Origin of the sequence: Okeania hirsuta, assembly GCF_003838195.1 — a bacterium.
In the GTDB taxonomy this organism is placed as follows: Bacteria; Cyanobacteriota; Cyanobacteriia; order Cyanobacteriales; family Microcoleaceae; genus Okeania; species Okeania hirsuta.
Genome location: NZ_RCBY01000070.1, coordinates 13,154 through 32,862 on the forward strand (window position 1 = coordinate 13,154; position 19,709 = coordinate 32,862).

The window sequence follows — 19,709 nt, forward strand, 5'->3', positions numbered from 1 at the left end:
AGACTACCCATTCTTCTACCTTTTTCCACTATTGTCTAACTGAATATCCTGACTTCTGACTCAGTAATCTTGACTCCTGCAGATAAAAACATATACCACGAGCAAAGATACCATAAAGGTTTTGTAATCAATAACATATTTGTAATGATTATTGGTAGGCAAAATTACAACTCATGGAAATCGTAAATTACAATTCCTGTCTCCGGATGGTTATCCACACTAACATAACCAGTTTTAAGCATTTCCTTGAGAGCTTCTTCTACTTCTAGAAAGCTAGCTCCTGTTGCCATGACACCCTGACTAACAGATAACTTTCCTCCTTTAGTAGAAGCTGACCTGAGTAAAGCTACCATTAACTGTTGACGGGTTTGTGGAGGAGAAGCTTTCATAGAGACCGCCCCATTTGATTGATATAGTGGTACTCCTTGGGATGAAATACCTAATTTTGCTTTGACTTTAGTATTGTGTTCTTCTACCATATTGGGAATTAACAACAAATCAATAAATTGGCCTATTCCAAATAAACCCCCAGTAAAGAGCCAAAGTAGACCAGTCAAAATTTTGCCATTGTATAAACGATGGCATCCGTTAAGACCTAGGACGCAAGCCCCCCAAAATAGGTAACTGTATCTTATACTATTCATTTAGTCCCAAAAATTATTTTTCTGAAATTAATATACTGTTTTGCCTAGTTACTTAATTTTCGTTATGGGCACTTAGTATTATTACCATCTTAGTCCAAGAATATAATGTGGAAAACATTAATAACTCTAAATATACTGAGAAGTAGGATAATAATGGGCTATTTCTTATAGGTATAGATACTTTGCAATTCTTAACAAAAACTATGTACTTCAGTCCCCTAGACCTTGGTAAACTATATAGCGTGGAAAATATAATACTTTCTTGCTCATTCTCCAAACCAGGCATAGATTGATAAATTAAGAAAACAACAAAACTTATGGTAGATTCTCTAAAAAAACCAGATTTTCAAGAAATGCGACCAGGGGTTAAAGTTCCCTCAAAAGAAACTATTCTAACTCCTAGATTCTACACAACAGATTTTGATGAGATGGCTAAAATGGACATCTCAGTCAATGAAGATGAATTAATAGCTATTCTAGAAGAATTTCGTACTGATTATAACCGCCATCATTTTGTTCGGGATGAAGAATTTGCCCAATCATGGGATCATATTGATGGGGATACTCGTAGGTTATTTGTTGAGTTTCTAGAACGTTCTTGTACGGCGGAATTTTCTGGTTTTTTACTCTACAAAGAATTGGGTCGTCGTCTCAAAGATAAAAGCCCTGTTTTGGCTGAATGTTTCAATTTAATGTCCAGAGATGAAGCTCGTCATGCAGGTTTTTTAAATAAGGCAATGTCAGATTTTAATCTATCATTAGATTTAGGATTTCTGACTAAAAGTCGTAAGTATACTTTCTTTAAACCAAAGTTTATTTTCTACGCTACTTATCTATCGGAAAAAATTGGTTATTGGCGCTACATTACTATCTATCGTCATTTAGAAGCTCATCCAGAAGATAGAATTTATCCTATTTTCCGTTTCTTTGAAAATTGGTGTCAGGATGAAAATCGTCATGGAGATTTCTTTGATGCTATTATGAGGGCACAACCACAAATTTTAAATGACTGGAGAGCAAAATTGTGGTGTAGATTTTTCTTACTTTCTGTATTTGCGACTATGTATTTGAATGACATTCAAAGAGCTGATTTTTATGCTGCTATTGGTTTGAATGCTCGTGATTATGATAAGTATGTAATTGAGAAGACTAATGAAACTTCAGGACGTGTTTTTCCAGTAATTTTGGATGTAGAAAATCCTCAGTTTTATGAAAGACTAGAAGTTTGTATTAAGAATAATGAAAAGTTAACGGCGATCGCTAATTCTAATAAGTTAGGTGTTGTGAAGCTTTTCCAGAAGTTACCTCTTTATCTGTCTAATGGTTGGCAGTTCCTGAAACTATATTTTATGAAGCCAATTGAAACTGCTACTATGCAGAGTTCTGTTCGCTAAAGAAGTTTTTAATAATTAACCTCGCTTGATAGCCTTGTGATATTTCCAAGGCTATTTTTTTATTTGTTTTATTTAGGGTTTGCTGAAAAAGTCTTATGGTGATGATAGGCAACAGATCATCTGGCAACAGGCAACAGTTTAGACTATCTGCTACGGCCAAATTTTCGGCATTTCAGCGGAAAAGTATTAGCATTTTGAGACTACAACAGCCAAAAACCTTGCACTTTTTCATAAATATTTAACCCTGGAAGCCTTTACAGGTATTAATTACAATTTTATTCAGCAAACCCTATTTAAGAAAAGAGGGAGTAGGGAGTAGGGGGGAAATAATTGATAATTTATGTACTATGATTGGCTGTATTTTGGATGATTGGAGATGTCTAATATCAAATCCACTTAATTGGATATAAAACAATGTTTCATCTTCAACCAGAGCACAAATCTTTCTAAATTCTCTTCCCTCCTGACTCGGTCTTTCCCCTGCCAGGAGGGGAGGGGTTAGGGGTGGGTTGACTCCTGACTCCTCAATTCAAAGACTCTAAAAAAGTCTGAACTTGACCATCTGGTCTCAAAACCAATCGAATTTTAGCAGTCTTATCGCCCTCAATATTAGAGACAAAAACTTGGTCTTCTAAAGGCATCTTTGTATTACCATAAAACTCAACAGATGCTAGACCAATTGGAGTTACCTTTTTCACCGAACCATCACCGTTTAATAACAAACTATACTGCAAATTCCTATCTAAATCTGATGGCGGTTCCCAACTTTTTTCAAAATATTCTCTTACCTCTGCAACTTGGGGAATTCGATCGAATAATGTAGATTTCGGTTTCCTGCCAGCATTTTCACTAGGTTCAACCACAGATTCGCGATCGCGTAAAGCAACTGGTTCTACATCTTCCAAGGTCGGTAAATCAATTGCTCTAGGAACATTGACCGGAATACGACTCACATCTACATAAGGTCTTACCCCACCTCCTCTATTAAGTGCTGGTGGTAGAGGTCGGTTTGGTGCAGGTGGAATTTGTAAATTTGGGGGCGGTTGTACAGGAGGTCTTGGTTGTACTGACACCCCATAGTTAGGTATTGCTGGTGGAGGAACTGGTGGCGGTGTCGTTGGTGGTGCAACAGGAACTGGTGGCAGTATTGTTGGTTGTGCGGGAATAACTACTGTTGTAGCATTTCCCTGATTTTGAGGAGGACGAGAAAAATCATTCAGAGGTGGTGGCAAGTTATTCGGAGCGGGTGACGCTGGGTTTTGTCTAGGAAATAGAGGAGATGGTGTAGGAATTGGAGATGGTCTAGTAATAGTTGGTGTTGGTAGATTTGTTGGTGGTGTTGGTAATGGTGATAGAGTTACTGTTGGTGTTGGTGTTGGTAAATTTGTTGGTGGTGTTGGAATTGGTGAACTATTGCTTGGTGGAGAAGCAATAATATTAGGCTCATTTTGTGGTTTGCGACTAATTGCGTAGCGGTCATATAATTTAATGGCGCTAACTGTTAGACCAGCGCTGATGATAATTAGTACCGCACTCCGCAACCATTCAGGAAGAGGTGTAACTTCACTGTCAGACTTAAACTGAGGTAATGTCTGTATATCTGCTTCACATTCATCTAGAGCAATCGCCAGGTCAAATAGTTGCAACATACTCATGGTAATAAAACTTCCTGACTCTTTAGTCGCTAGAGACCCCAAAAATAGATCGTGGTTTAATAAGTCTCGTGGTTGTAGATAAATAGTTTGACCGTTTATTGGAGGTGGGGAATTAGGTATCGAAAGTTTGGCATCAGCAACTTCGGTGATCTCTTCCTGAATTTTTGTTTGTGAGTTTGACTCTGTTGCAGTGCTATTGTTTTCTTCTCCTTTATTATTTTCATTGTCTAGAGGTAATTCAGGAGATTTACTAAGAAATTCTTGTACATAAGTGGTAACAACTTTGTGGAGAGCGTCTAATTCACTGCGGCCACCCCTCAGTGTAATATGTTCTGTTTCTGATACCCTGGGATCATCAAAACTAAGGCTAAAGCGTTGTTTTCTGGAAATACCGATCCATTTTAAGACCGCTAAACCTCTAGCTGTAAATTTTAGCGTACAAGTTGGGGGAGTATAACTTCGTGAAGGCATTTGAAAACATTTGATTGAAGAAGGAAGAAGGAAGAAGGAAGAAGGCAGAAGGCAGAAGGCAGAGGGTAAAATTGCTTATGGATAGTAAACCACCGACCGCGTGCATGTCCGATCGCCCTAAATAATTTTAAGCACCACCTGTAAGGTGGTGTATTAAACCCGCCAGAGAAAAGATTAAATTATCTTAATCTACAGCTTTAACAATAATTTCCTCATATCAATTTAATTATAGTTGAGTTATATAGATAAGTAGCCAAGAGGTTAAGATATCATCATATAATTTTTTTAATTTAGTATACAGGGATAAATTTTATCTCAAAAAATCAAAAGAGAATTAAGGTATGAAACAGTTTAAATTATCTGAAATTTACCGTTTACTCAATCATTCTTAATTCTCTACCATGCTTAAAACTTTTTTAATCAATCAATTGATTTTTTTAATTTTTTGTGAAATCAGTATTTTGAATTCTGCTTAAGCGTTTTGCTTCATACTAAAAATTTAGTATGATTTCAGGATCTAAAATTTCAGACTTGACCAAAGACGACTACACCCTTGAGGAGAACTATAAAATAACAAATTCACTAATAATTTTAGAGCTAATTTTTCTGGGTTATCCTGGGAAGTATTTTCAGAGTATATGTGATATTGTTTATATGCTTTTTTAAATTTCTCAAGATATTCTCTTAATAAAGTAACTGATTGAGGTTTAGTATTTTGAGCAGCCACTTGTTCCATTAATGCTACTGCACGACGAATTAATGCTTGGTTTTGTTTTGCCAAGTGACATATAACTAAAATGAAAGATTTCGCTTCCTCTGTTTTCAGAGGTTGGTTTGCCGACATTCCCCGTTTTTCATCTACCACTAAAGTCAGTTCATCAGCTAACTTGGGAGATATATTCAATTTACTCGCTACTCGCAATATGCTGTCTGAATTAATTCCTGTTAAAACATTTAAGGCTAATAATTCCATGTCCAATTTTGTTCTAATCTGGTTTGACCGAACTTTTTTGGCCACAGTAGGCTGGGTATAATCTTGTCTCGAAGGCAGTATAAAAACTGAGGTATTGCCGGGAGCAGCAGATGTTACCATATTATAGACCTCTTAAAAATTTATTACAAGCACGTCTATTGTAGTCGTACTTTGCCAAATTGTGTCTACTATTCGGAAAACTTTATTTGACAAAATATTTATTAGACATCTCCTCCAAAAGAGGCAACAGGCAACAGGGAAAAATAATTGATAATTTATGGATAAGAATTGATTTGATTTTTGATTTTCACGCCTATGTCTATTTACCAATATTTTTTTTGAAAAATAATTGTTTGATTTCTGAATCAGTTAATAAGTATAATTTTGGCATTCAGACCATTATTCCGTAAAACTTTTAATAGTTGATCGGCCTCAAGACGACTACGAAAAGCTCCTGCCTGCATTACTGAATTACCATTAATATTCGTGGAAAAAGCATCTGGTACAAGCGATCGCAACTTATAGGTCTGAGCAGCATTATTGACATTAACAACTACTCGATAACGTAGACCCAAGGCCGCAGCACGACTTTGAGAATTACGACGTAAGGATAGTCTAGGCAAAGGGTTGGGATTAGGATTTTGATTTCTGCCAATACCAGGAGGTACATAACCCCCACGACCAAGGGGAATATTTGTGCTTGGTACAGATAGTAAACCAGGAGATGCAACTGGGGTAGTGGGTTCAAAACTTGGGTTAGTGCTGCTTGGAGGCAAATTTCGCCATCTTTCTAAAGTTCTGCTCCCTGACTCTGGTGGCGATACTGGTATTTCAATTGCTCGTGTATTCTGATAATTAGGATTAGTTTGTAGTAGTCTTTGTAAGTTGCCTTGATGAGTTGTTGTCTGGTAGGAATTTCCCCTAGACCTTGTAGTTTCTGGAGCTGGGACAGGGATAAGAATTGTCGTAGAATTTCCCGGTCTTTGTCGTGAAATAATACTATCAGAACTGTTCTGCCCCTGTAATTTTTCTGCTGAAGCTGAAATATTTGATTTCTTTGGGGTTGTCTGAATTTCTGGTTCAGTCGATGCAGTTTCCGTAACAGACTTTTCCTGGACAGACTCTGTTTCTCGATTTACTGTAGGGGTAGTTACAATATTCGGCAAAGGAGCAACTCGCGGGGGTGGAGCAATTTTCCCAGCAATGTCAATACTGCCATAATTACGACCGCCTCCTAAAGAATTTCCATAAGCAGGAAGAGTTTGACCTTTTACTGCATGATAAATATTATACCGAATGTTATTACGAATAGTATTACGACCAGGTTCTTGAGAATTACCTAGATCTGGTAATGATTTAGCGATCACTGCTACTCCATCCTGTCTATTACCCTCAATATAATTACCCCGCAAAATTGGGCGTGCATTTCCTTGAATAATAATCCCACTTTGATTTTCAATCAGACGGTTTCCCACTACTTTTGGAGCAGCATCATCAGATATTTTCATTCCAATACCAGTATTTTGAAACAAATTATCTCTAATTTCCGGCTGAGAATTATGATAAATTGTGATGCCACTTACGCCATTTTCATAGAAATTATTTTCCTGAATAATTGCTGTATTACTACCCGCTATAGAAATGCCATTTACAGTATTACCACTCAAAGTATTTTTACTAATAACACAACCACTAGATTCTATCCATAAACCATAACCTTGAAGATTAGGATTTATGACTGTTACGCCACTTAAATTAGATTCATTAGCAGCTACTATTGTAATATTTTTCCGATTTAAAGTCGGACTATTAAAATTACCTCCACCTTGAATCAAAACATTTTTTCCACGGTTAAAATAGTTACCTTTGATGGTAATTTTTGGCTGCAAAATTAAAGGGAATTTTTCACCTGTTCGTCTATTGTAAGTTCCAGGAGCAAGTAAAATTGTTGTGTGAGGTTGAGCAATTTTCAAAGCATAAGTAATAGTTTTCAAAGGAGCTGTTTTAGTACCATCTCCAGAGTCACTACCAATAGATGAACTAACATAAAGTACATTTATTTGAGAATTAGCTGGAGTTTCTGGGGATTGGGCTACTTGTTGTGAAAATGGTACTGCCAAACTTGCAGAAGTAAATACCCCTAGTAGCGCAGTGGCTAAAATAGGTGATAAAAAGTTGATTTTACGCAGTAAATTTGTTTGATTATTTTCCTGCGAAAAAAGGATAAATATTTGTTTCACGGCTTTCTTCCTAGGAAACTGTGACAGACAATTTAGTTATTATATTTTGTCAAGTATCTCTTATTATAGATGTTTTGAACAAATATTTTAATTTTTGTAAAGAGTAGGTTGATTTTTAAGGATAATGGATACCGCTTGAACAGTGATAAATAATTAGGCAGGAGTCAGGAGGGGAAAAAAGTTCTATCACGCGCTTAAGTGACCAGGTTATAAGTCTTAATGTATCTAGCAAAACTTATTTTTAGAGATAGAAATGGAACTTTGCAATTACCCAAAATTATTTACTCTTCCCACTCATTTTGCTCTTAATAAACTCTACTATTGCCTGGTTATGGATACTATTTAGGAGAGTTTCATCATAATTATTTTTAGTATTAACATCTGCTCCTTTATTAATAAGTCAAGCAGTTATTTCCTGGGTTTTAGAGCTGATTTATAAACTGAGCTGAAACTATGATACTATCTAGGTCTCAGGAATTTATGGTTTACTGATCCACAATCGGCAAAACCTTTGTCCTGTAATAAATTCAGCCTCTTAATATTTACTTTATAAATCAGCTCTTACCTGCATAATAATGTAGTGGAGTATTCTCATGGTTTTTTTGTTCCCACTAAACGATGCTTCATTCACAATTAGTATATCTATTACTTGAGATTTATTATCCTGAGTAGCATTATGTCATCGAGTCCAAATGTTAGACTTCCTCTGTGCTTACTGGAGTCATCATATTCAGACCAGTTGCTTATCCGGTAATTGGACTTGGACTGATTCAGATATAGAAATGTCCTTATAGAAGCTATTTGGTCAAGTGATTAATTTCCTCTTGAGCTGATAAGATATGAAATGAAAAATTAACTTCATAAATTATCAAGGAAATAAATAATCATGGCTATGATGCAAACAGGTTCTGTTGACTTAAACTCCCCTGGAGACAATGCTACACAAAGCGGTGACATTAGTGGTTTTACACAAGTTAACTTTCCTACACCATTTCCAGAAGGAACAACTGTAATTGTTATTCCTATGGTTCAAACCTTTAATGGACCAGAGACCCCAGGAGTCCGTCTTGCTGAGGTTACTACTACTGGGTTTAAGATCCGAATGAATGAATTAATTGGAAAAGGTGCATCACTCTCAGGTAATGCCCACACTACTGAAACAATTGGATGGGTGGCTTATTCTGTTTAATCCTGTAGAGTCTATACTTTAGGGTTGTCTGTAAATTTAACGGCAGGGTTGCTATTCAAAACGGTCGCACATTTATCTTGTGCGATCGCAATTACGATCAAGAATCTACAATATTGTTATTTTCTGAGAAATTAAATAAAGCCGAAACTTAGGATAGCCCTCAAATATATCCACTATTCCCTATCAGGATTAACTAGCAACATAAACTTTAACTCAACCCCGAAAATTAAGAAGTTACTCATAGCGATCGCTAAAATTTGTCTATTATTGCTATCCGCTAATTACATAAACAATTAATTTAATTTAACGAAAATTTCTACCCTGAGAGTCAACATTTTTTCTAAATATGGCCTAACTAAATATTTTGATCTTGACCCTACAGTAGCAATCCTGATAGCTAAACTATTTCAGACATTAATAGTTAACTTCTGTATTGCAGGCAATATTATACTATAAAACGATCTATATTAATGGCAAATGAGAAAATTTGTCATAATCTGCCCTTCAATATTCGAGAGAGCAGGATTATAGTTATGTTGGCAATTTAAGGATTAAAATTTATAGGGTAATTATTATGAACGATAAGTATAATTGGGGTCAAAATGTACAGCCTGGGGTTCGCCGAATTCTGGATGCCAACCTAGATAGGGCGAGAGAAGGTCTAAGAATTATAGAAGAATGGTGCAGGTTTGGCCTCAATAGTATACATTGGGCAAATGAATGTAAACAACTACGTCAAGAGATTGGGAGTTGGCATAGTACAGAATTAAGAATGTCCCGAAATACCCCTGGCGATCCAGGTACAGAATTGACTCATCCACAGGAAGAGGAACGTTCAGATGTTCAACAACTGCTACAAGTTAACTTCTGTCGCTTAGAAGAAGCACTACGAGTTTTAGAAGAATACGGAAAAATTTATAATTCTCAAATGGGTTCCGCTTGTAAACAAATGCGTTACCGAGTTTATACTATAGAAAGTGGACTTCTCGCCTATAGAAGATATCAGCAATTACAAAACTCCTACCTTTATCTAGTTACCTCACCCAACGATAAATTAATCAATATAGTAGAAGCAGCTCTTCAGGGAGGGTTAACTCTTGTCCAATACCGCAATAAAACAGCAGACGATATAACAAGATTGACAGAAGCTCAAAAACTCTGTCAACTCTGCCATCGCTACGGCGCTCTATTTATTGTTAATGACCGAGTAGACATGGCGATCGCTGTGGATGCAGATGGAGTTCATCTAGGACAAGATGATATACCAGTTCAACTTGCTAGACAACTGCTTGGCCCTCAGAAACTTGTAGGTCGTTCCACTACAAACCCACAAGAAATGAAGCGAGCTATTCAAGAAGAAGCGGACTATATTGGAGTAGGGCCAATATATGAAACTCCTACTAAGTTAGATAAACCAGCAGCAGGTTTAGAATACATTAGTTATGCTGTGAATAATTGTACTATTCCTTGGTTTGCCATTGGTGGAATTGATATGCAAAATTGTGATGAAGTTCTATCTTCTGGTGCGGAGCGTGTATCTGTAGTTAGGGCAATTATGCAGGCAGAGCAACCAACTTTAGTAACTCAATATTTTCTTTCTCAACTAAATCGTTATCAAGCCCTACGCTCTCATAATATATTACCAGAAAAAATCTAAATATTACTAGAATGTCAAGTCAAATTACGCTCAAAGTTAACGGAGAAACCCATACTTGTTTACCTCATATACTTTTACCTAATTTTCTGGAACAGTTGGGGTTAAACCCTCGGTTAGTAGCTGTGGAATATAATGGTGAAATTTTACATAGACAATTTTGGGACAAAACTGAAATACAAGCAGGGGACAAGTTGGAAATAGTTACTATTGTGGGGGGTGGTGTTGATTGAAGTCAGAAGTTAGAAGTTAGAAGTGAGATTTGATAGGCTAAAAACGGGGATTTATATTTATATATGGTTATAGGTAGTGGTGTACAAGTAGTGATTTTTGTAGTTTTGTTTCTGGCAGTGAAAGGGATTTAATTATAAATATCACTAGATCTACAGGACTACCTGATTATAGTAACTAAAAACTATAGTGCTATATATTTTAAGACTTAGACAAATATACTTGACTAAAAAATAAAGAAAATTCAGTATTTCAAGCCTCCTACCTACTTTAGTAGGAGGTACTGTTAACTGATAACTGAAATAACCTAGTGCAGGATGGCGGAAATAACTGACCAGTTACAAAATCGCGCGAACAATTACAAATCAAAAATGATTGACTGTCAGATGTGCGTCTTACATTCTGGAGGGGCTGTGTGCGGAATTACTTCCGCACTTTATACACCCCGTAGGAGACGCCAATTAGCACTCGCTTTTAAATGCATGACTTCCGCGTAGCCGCACTAGACTGTAACCTCGACTACATAATTTTTGATTTTTGATATTTTGTGATTCAAGTACGGATATCCCAATAATTAAACACCAAGCTTTGATTGCAAAGTCTAGAAAGAAAGCTATACATTAAAGAAAGAAGTATAGAAATAATAACAATTATTTATGAATAAAAAATTGCTTTCACAGATCGTAAAATCTGTCTTTGTCATCGGACTAGTGTTTACTTTAGTCTTCAGTCAAGCTGATGCAGCTTTAGCCGCTCGGAGTGGAGGTCGCATTGGCGGTGGGTCATTTAGAATGCCCAGTCGCACCTATACATCACCTACCCGTAGTCCTGGAGGTGGTTACTATCCTGGGGGTGGTATTGGCTTTCCATTTTTACTACCTTTCTTTGGTTTCGGTGGGTTTGGCAGTCTGTTTACAATTTTGATTTTTATTGCGATCGCTAATTTCTTAGTTAGTAGTTTCCGAAGAGCAACTCAGGGAGATGAGTTTGACAGCTATAGTAATAATCCTACAGTTTCTGTTGCTAGCGTACAAGTTGGTTTATTGGCAGAAGGTCGTAGTTTACAAACAGACCTTGATAGAATAGCGGAAAATGCTGATACTGGTTCTGCTGCGGGTAGAGCGCAAGTTCTCCAAGAAGCTACATTATCTTTATTGCGTCACCCTGAATATTGGGCTTATGGATCTGCCCAAAGTGAACAAGCAAAGCTAGACTCGGCAGAAGCAAAGTTTAATCAGTATGCTCTGACTGAACGCAGTAAGTTTTCTGAGGAGACTCTTTCTAATTACAATAATCAATTAATTGATAAAAACCTTCAAACTTCTCTACCTGTTAGTGAAACTGATGGCGAACTGGTAACTCAGGAAACTGAAGCACCAGGGGAATATATTGTGGTTACTATTGTTGTTGGTACTCAAGGTAAATTACAGTTGCCAGTTATTAATAGTACAGAAGATGTAAGACGTGCTTTAAGTCAAATGGGTACTATTTCTAGCGAGCAGTTATTAGCTGTTGAAGTTTTATGGACACCTCAAGCGAGTGGCGATACTTTGACTTCTGAGGATATGGTTGCTGAGTATCCAAATCTTAAATTGGTTTAATCAAAAGAAGGAAGAAGGAAGGAGGAAGAAGGAAGAACCGAAGTTGTGATTTTTTGGTCAGGGTATAGCAAGTGGGAGTATCTTGCTCCGGTTGTGAGTATTGCTTGTCTCCATTTATAGCGCTGTGCACAGGCAACAGGCAACAGGCAACAGGCAACAGCGGTGCGACCCCGCGACGACGCCAGTCGCAAGGGAATGCTGACCAAGAGAGGGAATGCGCACCAAGAGAGGCAACAGGGGGAATAAATTGCCGATAATATAAGACTTTTAGCTATTTGGCCCCTGCTGCAATTTGTAAATATACCAGCGCTCATTGCTATACCATTACGCCTGCAGGACTACCAATTACTGTACTGTTTGTTAAACTGTAATATTCTCCATTCTTAATTTCTGTAAGGGTGGGGAATATTTATTTTTGATTTTTGATATATTACTGATTTCCTGGAAGATTGATGAATTTGCAGTAATATCATGTCCGGTTGAATACTTATAAATAAACGATGGAGGATTCAGGAGTCAGGAGGGAAGAAAGAAGAGTAGGAAAAAGAGAAAGTTTTTTGATCACTAACTATCCAGACATGATGTAATACCATTTCTCAAAAAAAATGTTACGAATAAATAAGTGCGATTAAAATATTTTATAGGAGATGTTCCTTTGACAAAAAAAGAGAATTTATGACCTAAAACCTGGTATTGAAGCCATTAATTCTGGGTCCTGTACGTCGCCAATCCGACGGCTCCCCTACCGAATAAAGAGGCTAGTCATTTGTAGCAAACATTTATCAAATTGGTATAAGATTATTCCGGAATTTATCAATATTTGATTGTAACTTAACAATAGTAGCATAGCCAGGATATATTAGGTAAAATTTATTGCCTAATATATAATGTGAATAGTTATTATCATTTTCTTTGTGGGTTTAATACCCCACCGTCAACGGGGGTGTTCAAAATTACTTGGGGGAGCGAATCCCCATGTAATTTTCCTCCTGTCTCCTGCCTCCTGTCTCCTGTCTCCTTCTTCAAATTAATCCATATATTTCACAAATTAACTATCAGTTATCTCAGGGTCGCATCTGGTAAAAAATATCCTCAAACTTAAAATTTGAATCAATAAGTTTGAGGTAGTTATAACTCGTACACAGATGCAATAAAGAATTAGTGATGAAGAACTGCAACCAAGCAATTAATTCCAGAGAATACAAATTAATTCTCAATATTAATCAATTTTATGACCGTACTCATACTGTAGAAAGATTTGGCAATTTAGTTGAGTCATTGACACAACAGTTTAAAGGAAAAGTTATTAGCCAACAAACTGAAGAAAAATATAGACAAATTTATTACTTAGATACACCAAATTTTGATTTACGTCATCATGGTTTTATCTTGAGAATTAGACGAGAAAAAAAATATCATCAACCAGAATATCAGGTGAATCTCAAACATCGTGAGTCAGACCGCTATTTATCAGCTTCACAGGATTTGTCGGCAACAAAAGCAGGTAAGACTAAGTTTGAAGAAGATATAATTCCGCCATTTCAAAGTAAATTTTCTCAGTCAATATCTGTAACTAGAGATCGGCAACCTAACTTTGAAAATATTAAACAAGTTGCGAAATTATTTCCTGGTTTAAAAGCTCTTGATATTCCCGAACAAACTTCAATTGAGTTAGTTAATAATTTTCATGCTTTTGAAGTGGTAAGGAAACTAGCAAATTTACAATTTGGAGACAAACATATTGTGAAAACCGATCTAAGTTTCTGGTATTTAAATACAACAGATAATTTACCGTTAATTGCAGAATTTTCACTTAAATATCGTCTACCTAAAAAATTGTTAGAATCTCCAAAAAAATTAGAACAATTTCCTATGCCAATGATTCAAGGAACAAATTATTTGTTTAAAGCTTTGCAACAACAATGGGAATGGATAAATTTTCACCCTATGACTAAAACTGCTTATGTTTATGGCCAAGGAAATCAATCTCAAAATATGTTTTTGGCAGAAAAAAAATCTCTTTTGGCTGCTTAATTTAGTAGGGTGCTGTTAGCGACAGGGTAACTGAGCAAAACTCAACGGTGCTTCATTAATTGATAATGGATAATGGATAATTGATAATTACCTCTGGTTAAAACCGTTCTTGATTGAATATAAGGAGATATTATTTCTTCTCTTGGTTGATTGGATATGGCGAGGAGACCTCGCCATCCCTCAACCGCTTTTTTCCCCTTAAAAGGGGAGGCTTTAAACCTGAATTATTTAATTATTAATTATTAATAATTAGGTAATACTATACTCCACTTCGTTCCGCTCACATACCCTACTACTAATAAAGAGGTAATATAAAGTAGTGAATTTTTATTGATATTGTTCCCAAGTTTCATCCTTTAATTTTTCGGCTAAATCTGTAACATCATTCACACTACCAATATAAAAGTATCTTTTACTGCTTTGCATACCCCCAGGAGTAGTCTTGCGAAAATTAGTCGGATGTAAATCAGCTAATAAAAATACTCTTGCTGGATACCATGAATTATCAATATAGCTACGACGGTTTCTAGCAATTTCAACTAATTCTTCATCCGATTTATCAACGTTTTTCCACTTAATAGAATACTCATCTTCTGACTCAATATCCACAACTGCTTCAATCTTAGCTACCCGGTCTACTTGTTTATTTCTATAGACTCCAAAGTACAAACTGCGACGATGACTATACTGACCACCTTTTGCTGTACAAACATATATATTATGGTTAATAACATCATCATAAGTTCCAGCACAATTCACAACATCTAGACGATATTTCCAAGAAGGTAACAAATTTTCTTCATCAAAATACTCTTCTAAGTCGGCGATCGCATCGGCTAGACTTTTTGATAAACCTTCCACTTTTATTGACTCTAGAAAATATTCAAAACTAATAGGTAAAAATAAAATTTTATCTGCTTCAGCAATCTTTTTAACATTGGAAAAAGCCGGATCATTAGGTTCATCTTGTTCATAGTTAGCAAGAGCAATAAGAACTTTTGCCCCTTGCTTTTGCTTGAGGCTTTCTAGATGACGTAATAATTGTCCTTCATCAAAATTATTTCCCCTTTTAGTTTCAATAAAAATAGAGAAAGGTTCTTGAGTAATTTCTCCATCAGGAGTGCTTTGTTTTCTTCTTACTTGTTGAGTGAATTTGACTCCAACTTTTCCAGATAAACCTTCACCTAATAGTTTACTCAAAACTTCCGATAAAAATTTAGGATTTTCTTCATAGAGCATTTTGAGAATCAGGAGACAATGGTTTGTAGTCTGATTTTCTCTTTGAGAATAGGAGGGAAAGAGGCGAATATTTCGGCTCATTTTCAATCAATATTTTGACGAATTCCTAATAGTTTAGCACTATAGCACTTTAATTCTGTCTCCTGACTCCTTCTTCAAATTCTCTCTTCAGTCACAAATCACTCAGATTTTTCCGAAAAGTTGCGCCACAATATAGGGAGAGTATAAATTACTAGACACTTGATTATTTTTGATAAATATGGTAATGGAGCAACTTTCACAAAATTATCTATCTGAAACAACTGTCAAACCAAAATTAGATTACGATTTAGTTATTGTCGGTGGGGGTATCGCTGGTACCGCTCTTGCTTGTGCTTTGAAAAATTCTGGCTTAAAAGTGGCATTAATTGAAAGTCAACCTAAATCTGTAGTTGCAGCTAGAAAACTTGCTTATAATCTTTCCTTAACGTCTGGCAGAATATTAGATGGCATCGGAGTTTGGCAACAAATTTTGCCTAAAATCACTACATATCGGCAAATTAGTCTTTCTGATGGTAATTATCCCCGTACTGTCCAATTTTATCCTGATGATTTGGCTATTACTGGTAAGAGACCAACTTCAAAGGAGGGATTGGGTTATGTGGGAGAACATCAGGTGATGCTGACGGCAATGCAGGAATTTTTGGCAGACTGCGAACAACTTACTTGGTTATGTCCAGCGGAGGTTTTGCGGGTAGATTATAAATCGGATTTTGTGGAAGTTGAGCTAAAGCAGAAGGATACGGACAGTTTGTCTGGTGAAAATGAAAGTTTGACTGTCCGTTCTCGGTTGGTGGTAGGAGCAGATGGGGCGAGGTCTCCTATTCGTGAAGCTGCTAATATTGGGACTCATGGTTGGAAGTATTGGCAGTCTTGTGTGGCAATGACGATTAAAACTGAAAGGTCTCACAATGATATTGCTTTTGAGAGATTTTGGCCGAGTGGCCCGATGGGGGTTTTGCCGTTGCCGGGAAATCGCTGTCAGGTGGTTTGGACTGCTCCTCATGCTGAGGCGAAGGCGTTGCAAGAGTTGGATAAACAGGAATTTTTGGCTAAGTTGGAGTATCGCACTGCTGGAAAGTTGGGTAAGTTGGAGTTGTTGAGCGATCGCTACGTTTTTCCGGTACAGTTGATGCAGAGCGATCGCTATGTTCAACACCGTTTAGTTTTAATTGGGGATGCTGCTCATTGTTGTCATCCTGTGGGTGGTCAAGGTTTGAATATGGGTATTCGGGATGTAGGGGCGATCGCTGAGGTGATTAAGTTTGCTGATCAGCAAGGTGAGGATATTGGAGATATTCGGGTATTGAAGCGTTATGAAAGTTGGCGCAGAAAGGAGAATTTCGTAATTTTAGGGGTTACTGATTTTCTGGATAGAATGTTTTCTGCTAGTGTGTTGCCTATAGTAGCGGTTCGTCGTTTAGGTTTGTGGGGTATGGGAATAGTTCCGATTTTTAAGTCTTTGTCTTTGCGAGTGATGACTGGTTTATTTGGTCGTCATCCAGAATTAGCTCATACTGTTTCACAGAAGTTATAACTTAGTAAGTCAAAAGTCAAAAGTCAAAAGTCAAAAGTAAGATTTTATCGGCTCAAAACTAAGTTATAAGTCAAAAGTCAAAAGTAAGATTTTATCGACTCAAAACTTTGATACTACAGTAATTTATGGAAATCAAAAGTTATAAGTCAAAAGTCAAAAGTCAAAAGTAAGATTTTATCAGCTCAAAACTTTGATGCTACAGTAATTTACTGAAGTTATTTAACATTTAAAAGAGGGAAACTATTTGTGACATCTTTAAAGTGAATTGGTACCAGATTTTGTTTGTTAATTAGGGTTTGCTGATTAAATTTCAAATAATTACCAGATAAAGGTTTTAGCCTTTTTAGGTATTGAAAAAGTACATGGTTTTCAGCTCTTCATGCTCAAAAAGTTAGCATTTTTAGCAAGAGTTGGGCAAAAAAATTCTCCCCTACTCCCCTACTTCCCTACTCCTTAAAAAAGACTTTTTCAGCAAACCCTAATTAGAGGAGTCAGGAGTCAGCAGGAAAGAAGGAACAGGAGAATATGGAAGTCAAAAGTCAAAAGTCAAAAGTTAAAACTTAAAAGTTAGTTATCAGTTCAAAACTTTGATGCTACAGTAATTTATGAAATTCAAAAGTCAAAAGTCAAAAGTTAAAACTCAGACAACGGAAATTTCTTCCTTTTCCCTTCTTCTTTAGTCTTGTAAAACTCAGACAAGGGAATATTTTTCCCTCTTTTTTCTTCCTTTCTTCTTCCTTCTTCTTTAGTCCTGTAAAACTCAGACAACGGAAATTTTTTCCTTCTTTCTTCTTCCTTCTTCCTTCCGATCATGCTCTTTGAATTTAGTTACTCTCCAACTCCAGAAATATTAGATTGGTTAGCATTAGGGCGATTAGGAGATAGATTAAATCGCTCTATTAGATTGTGGGTTTTATTAAAATATTTTTATGGAAAACCAAATAATTTACCAGCGGAATTACCAAAATATTTTACTTATATAGATTTCCGCAAATATTTTTTTTCGCCAGAACATCAATTGAGCGATCACTTAACTACAGAACAAATAAAAACAGAATGTCGAGACAAAAATTGTATTTGTAAAAAGTAAGTAAAAGAATTAGTTAAAACTGCAATTTTTCCCCAATCAATTAAAGAATGGGAGCAAAAAATTACAGATAAAATGGGTGGGGAAGTTATCAAAATACAACAACGTCCTTTTGCTACAGTACACCGTACAATTAGAGATGATTTAAAGTATTTAGCTAAATTAGGATGGCTGAAAAAATCTCAAGCAGGAGAATATTACTGTCTACAGCAAAAAGACTGGCCTCAACCTCCGGTATTTGAAACAGAAAGATGGAATATTTCAGAATTATCCTCTAGTCAAACTTGGCAATTATTAAAGATTTTAGAGTCAGTTTCATTTGTACAACCAAACTTGGAATTAGTCGTCGAATCTTTGTGGGAAAAAATAACTCAACAACAATCAATACCAAATTATAATAATCAACAACAACGCCGAATTTTTATACATTTAGATTACATTTTATCAGATGAAAATCAAGAACGGGTTGATAATTGTCAGCAACAAATTGAGGATTTATGGCATCAATCATTGGGTAGAGTAATCAAGTTTAAATATTGGATAGCTTCTACTGAAAAACAAGTAGAAATAATAGTTTATCTAGTTTGTCTACACTATGCACGTCGGGCTAAATATTTAACTGCTTTTGGCACAGACCCTTTTGGTAAATTTGGCTGGTATAATTATCGTTTAGACAGAATAGTATCCGAACAATTAACTATTTTAAAATGGGGTAATTCTCAGATACCTAAAAAATCATCTAAATTATGGGAAAAAGGAAAATTACCAACTGTAGAATATATGGAACAAGAACTAGAAAAAGCTTGGGGATTTAACTTTTATTTGCTTCAAGATTTGTTAGTAATGATATTTGAATCTAAGTTTGCCCGTTGGTATGTGGATGATACTCTACGAAATCCTACATTTAAGCCGATAAAATATGAAAATTTATCAAAGTTAGTGCAAAAAGAAATAAAAAATCTCCAAGAGAAACAACAGTTATTGAATATTATTAAGGCACGTTATCCTCAAGATGCTTATTATTATGGATGGATAAGAAATGGAGATATTAATGTCTTAATGCGGTTGAGAGATTGGCGGCCAAAAGGGGAAGTTATTGCTCCTATTTCAATTCGAGAAAAGTTGAAATTAGAAGCAGAACAAGAATTAGCTAATTATCATCGGTAGCTTTGTTTTGTCGGGTGCATTGCAACGCACCTAAAAATTCCGGAAAAGTAGAACCCACATTCCGCACCACAAAATGTAGCAACCGAAGAAGGAGTCAGGAGACAGGAGACAGGAGACAGAATTTGAGAAGAAAATCATAACTGCCGTGATTGAGTAATCAATCAAATAAGTATTTGTGCTTAATTATTTACTCGGAATTTGATGAACGAAAAAAGTAATTGAGATGATTTGCATAATATAAATACCTACCAAAATACAAATTTATATCCCACATTCCGCACGACAAACATACTACAGTACCTTTTTCCACGAAGATGGTGGAACACAGATTCTAATATTAAGAATTATAGTCAATAGTTAATGTAGTATGTATTTATACTTAAACCTTGCTCGTAATGCCTATCATGTAAAAATCTGAGCAATAAATACCTGACACTACAAGCTAGACCTGCGGAATGTCGGTTATATACTACTTTTAATGATACGCTCTTGAAGTTCCGAATGTGGGTAGAGCTATAGCAGTTGAAGAAAAGGTTAGGACAAATCAAAAGCTT

General features: G+C 36.0%; 16 protein-coding genes. 10 read left to right on the top strand and 6 right to left on the bottom strand.

Annotation, left to right across the window (positions count from 1 at the left end; all coding sequences use genetic code 11):
* Window positions 1–164: 164 nt before the first annotated feature.
* Window positions 165–644, bottom strand: a complete 480-nt coding sequence (locus tag D5R40_RS13805; RefSeq protein ID WP_124146732.1) for an NINE protein — start codon at window positions 642–644, stop codon at window positions 165–167.
* 317 nt (window positions 645–961) lie between these two features.
* Here D5R40_RS13805 and acsF point away from each other — a divergent pair, with 317 nt between their 5' ends.
* A complete protein-coding gene (gene acsF / locus D5R40_RS13810; RefSeq protein ID WP_124146731.1) occupies window positions 962–2,038 on the top strand; it encodes a magnesium-protoporphyrin IX monomethyl ester (oxidative) cyclase in 1,077 nt (358 codons plus the stop codon).
* A gap of 524 nt (window positions 2,039–2,562) precedes the next feature.
* Here acsF and D5R40_RS13815 read toward each other — a convergent pair.
* From D5R40_RS13815 to D5R40_RS13825, 3 genes are all read right to left on the bottom strand, one after another.
* The gene (locus D5R40_RS13815) at window positions 2,563–4,164 is read right to left on the bottom strand and encodes a DUF4335 domain-containing protein (protein ID WP_124146730.1); all 1,602 of its coding nucleotides are present in this window, start codon (window positions 4,162–4,164) and stop codon (window positions 2,563–2,565) included.
* 517 nt (window positions 4,165–4,681) lie between these two features.
* Window positions 4,682–5,257, bottom strand: coding sequence for a DUF3038 domain-containing protein (locus tag D5R40_RS13820; RefSeq protein WP_124146729.1), 576 nt, complete (start codon window positions 5,255–5,257; stop codon window positions 4,682–4,684).
* Between the two features lie 245 nt (window positions 5,258–5,502).
* Entirely contained in the window at window positions 5,503–7,377 is a 1,875-nt protein-coding gene (locus D5R40_RS13825) for a DUF1565 domain-containing protein (RefSeq protein WP_161564663.1), read from the bottom strand.
* Window positions 7,378–8,263: 886 nt separating this feature from the next.
* Here D5R40_RS13825 and D5R40_RS13830 point away from each other — a divergent pair.
* The 4 genes from D5R40_RS13830 to D5R40_RS13845 all read left to right on the top strand — a co-directional run bounded on the left by D5R40_RS13830 (window position 8,264) and on the right by D5R40_RS13845 (window position 12,052).
* A complete protein-coding gene (locus D5R40_RS13830; protein ID WP_124146727.1) occupies window positions 8,264–8,566 on the top strand; it encodes a hypothetical protein in 303 nt (100 codons plus the stop codon).
* Window positions 8,567–9,140: 574 nt separating this feature from the next.
* Window positions 9,141–10,223, top strand: a complete 1,083-nt coding sequence (locus tag D5R40_RS13835) for a thiamine phosphate synthase (protein WP_124146726.1) — start codon at window positions 9,141–9,143, stop codon at window positions 10,221–10,223.
* 11 nt (window positions 10,224–10,234) lie between these two features.
* Window positions 10,235–10,453 (top strand): sulfur carrier protein ThiS, encoded by a 219-nt coding sequence (gene thiS / locus D5R40_RS13840; RefSeq protein WP_124146725.1) that lies wholly within the window; start codon window positions 10,235–10,237, stop codon window positions 10,451–10,453.
* Window positions 10,454–11,107: 654 nt separating this feature from the next.
* Entirely contained in the window at window positions 11,108–12,052 is a 945-nt protein-coding gene (locus D5R40_RS13845) for a DUF1517 domain-containing protein (protein ID WP_124154772.1), read from the top strand.
* 903 nt (window positions 12,053–12,955) lie between these two features.
* On the opposite strand, the gene D5R40_RS41035 is transcribed toward D5R40_RS13845, so the two are convergent.
* Window positions 12,956–13,078 carry a hypothetical protein gene (locus tag D5R40_RS41035; RefSeq protein ID WP_275670435.1) on the bottom strand — a complete coding sequence of 41 codons (123 nt, stop codon included), beginning with the start codon at window positions 13,076–13,078 and terminating at the stop codon, window positions 12,956–12,958.
* 138 nt (window positions 13,079–13,216) lie between these two features.
* Between D5R40_RS41035 and D5R40_RS13850 the strand changes: the two genes are divergently transcribed.
* Entirely contained in the window at window positions 13,217–14,086 is an 870-nt protein-coding gene (locus D5R40_RS13850) for a CYTH domain-containing protein (RefSeq protein ID WP_124146723.1), read from the top strand.
* A 327-nt stretch (window positions 14,087–14,413) separates the two neighbouring features.
* On the opposite strand, the gene D5R40_RS13855 is transcribed toward D5R40_RS13850, so the two are convergent.
* Window positions 14,414–15,406, bottom strand: coding sequence for a hypothetical protein (locus tag D5R40_RS13855; RefSeq protein ID WP_124146722.1), 993 nt, complete (start codon window positions 15,404–15,406; stop codon window positions 14,414–14,416).
* A 178-nt stretch (window positions 15,407–15,584) separates the two neighbouring features.
* Here D5R40_RS13855 and D5R40_RS13860 point away from each other — a divergent pair, with 178 nt between their 5' ends.
* The 4 genes from D5R40_RS13860 to D5R40_RS41040 all read left to right on the top strand — a co-directional run bounded on the left by D5R40_RS13860 (window position 15,585) and on the right by D5R40_RS41040 (window position 19,295).
* Window positions 15,585–16,901: an FAD-dependent hydroxylase gene (locus D5R40_RS13860; RefSeq protein ID WP_124146721.1), complete on the top strand. Its 1,317-nt coding sequence runs from the start codon at window positions 15,585–15,587 to the stop codon at window positions 16,899–16,901.
* 811 nt (window positions 16,902–17,712) lie between these two features.
* Window positions 17,713–17,991, top strand: a complete 279-nt coding sequence (locus tag D5R40_RS37745) for a hypothetical protein (protein ID WP_205127498.1) — start codon at window positions 17,713–17,715, stop codon at window positions 17,989–17,991.
* A 72-nt stretch (window positions 17,992–18,063) separates the two neighbouring features.
* Window positions 18,064–19,155, top strand: a complete 1,092-nt coding sequence (locus D5R40_RS13865; protein ID WP_205127497.1) for a TIGR03985 family CRISPR-associated protein — start codon at window positions 18,064–18,066, stop codon at window positions 19,153–19,155.
* A gap of 14 nt (window positions 19,156–19,169) precedes the next feature.
* Window positions 19,170–19,295, top strand: a complete 126-nt coding sequence (locus D5R40_RS41040; protein WP_275670434.1) for a hypothetical protein — start codon at window positions 19,170–19,172, stop codon at window positions 19,293–19,295.
* Window positions 19,296–19,709 lie beyond the last annotated feature (414 nt).

What these genes read in the sequence shown, in the direction of transcription:
- D5R40_RS13805 (WP_124146732.1), bottom strand. Translation starts at nt 644, where the DNA reads ATGAATAGTATAAGATACAGTTACCTATTTTGGGGGGCTTGCGTCCTA.
- acsF (WP_124146731.1), top strand. Translation starts at nt 962, where the DNA reads ATGGTAGATTCTCTAAAAAAACCAGATTTTCAAGAAATGCGACCAGGG.
- D5R40_RS13815 (WP_124146730.1), bottom strand. Translation starts at nt 4,164, where the DNA reads ATGCCTTCACGAAGTTATACTCCCCCAACTTGTACGCTAAAATTTACA.
- D5R40_RS13820 (WP_124146729.1), bottom strand. Translation starts at nt 5,257, where the DNA reads ATGGTAACATCTGCTGCTCCCGGCAATACCTCAGTTTTTATACTGCCT.
- D5R40_RS13830 (WP_124146727.1), top strand. Translation starts at nt 8,264, where the DNA reads ATGGCTATGATGCAAACAGGTTCTGTTGACTTAAACTCCCCTGGAGAC.
- D5R40_RS13835 (WP_124146726.1), top strand. Translation starts at nt 9,141, where the DNA reads ATGAACGATAAGTATAATTGGGGTCAAAATGTACAGCCTGGGGTTCGC.
- thiS (WP_124146725.1), top strand. Translation starts at nt 10,235, where the DNA reads ATGTCAAGTCAAATTACGCTCAAAGTTAACGGAGAAACCCATACTTGT.
- D5R40_RS13845 (WP_124154772.1), top strand. Translation starts at nt 11,108, where the DNA reads ATGAATAAAAAATTGCTTTCACAGATCGTAAAATCTGTCTTTGTCATC.
- D5R40_RS13850 (WP_124146723.1), top strand. Translation starts at nt 13,217, where the DNA reads ATGAAGAACTGCAACCAAGCAATTAATTCCAGAGAATACAAATTAATT.
- D5R40_RS13855 (WP_124146722.1), bottom strand. Translation starts at nt 15,406, where the DNA reads ATGAGCCGAAATATTCGCCTCTTTCCCTCCTATTCTCAAAGAGAAAAT.
- D5R40_RS13860 (WP_124146721.1), top strand. Translation starts at nt 15,585, where the DNA reads ATGGTAATGGAGCAACTTTCACAAAATTATCTATCTGAAACAACTGTC.
- D5R40_RS37745 (WP_205127498.1), top strand. Translation starts at nt 17,713, where the DNA reads ATGCTCTTTGAATTTAGTTACTCTCCAACTCCAGAAATATTAGATTGG.
- D5R40_RS13865 (WP_205127497.1), top strand. Translation starts at nt 18,064, where the DNA reads ATGGGTGGGGAAGTTATCAAAATACAACAACGTCCTTTTGCTACAGTA.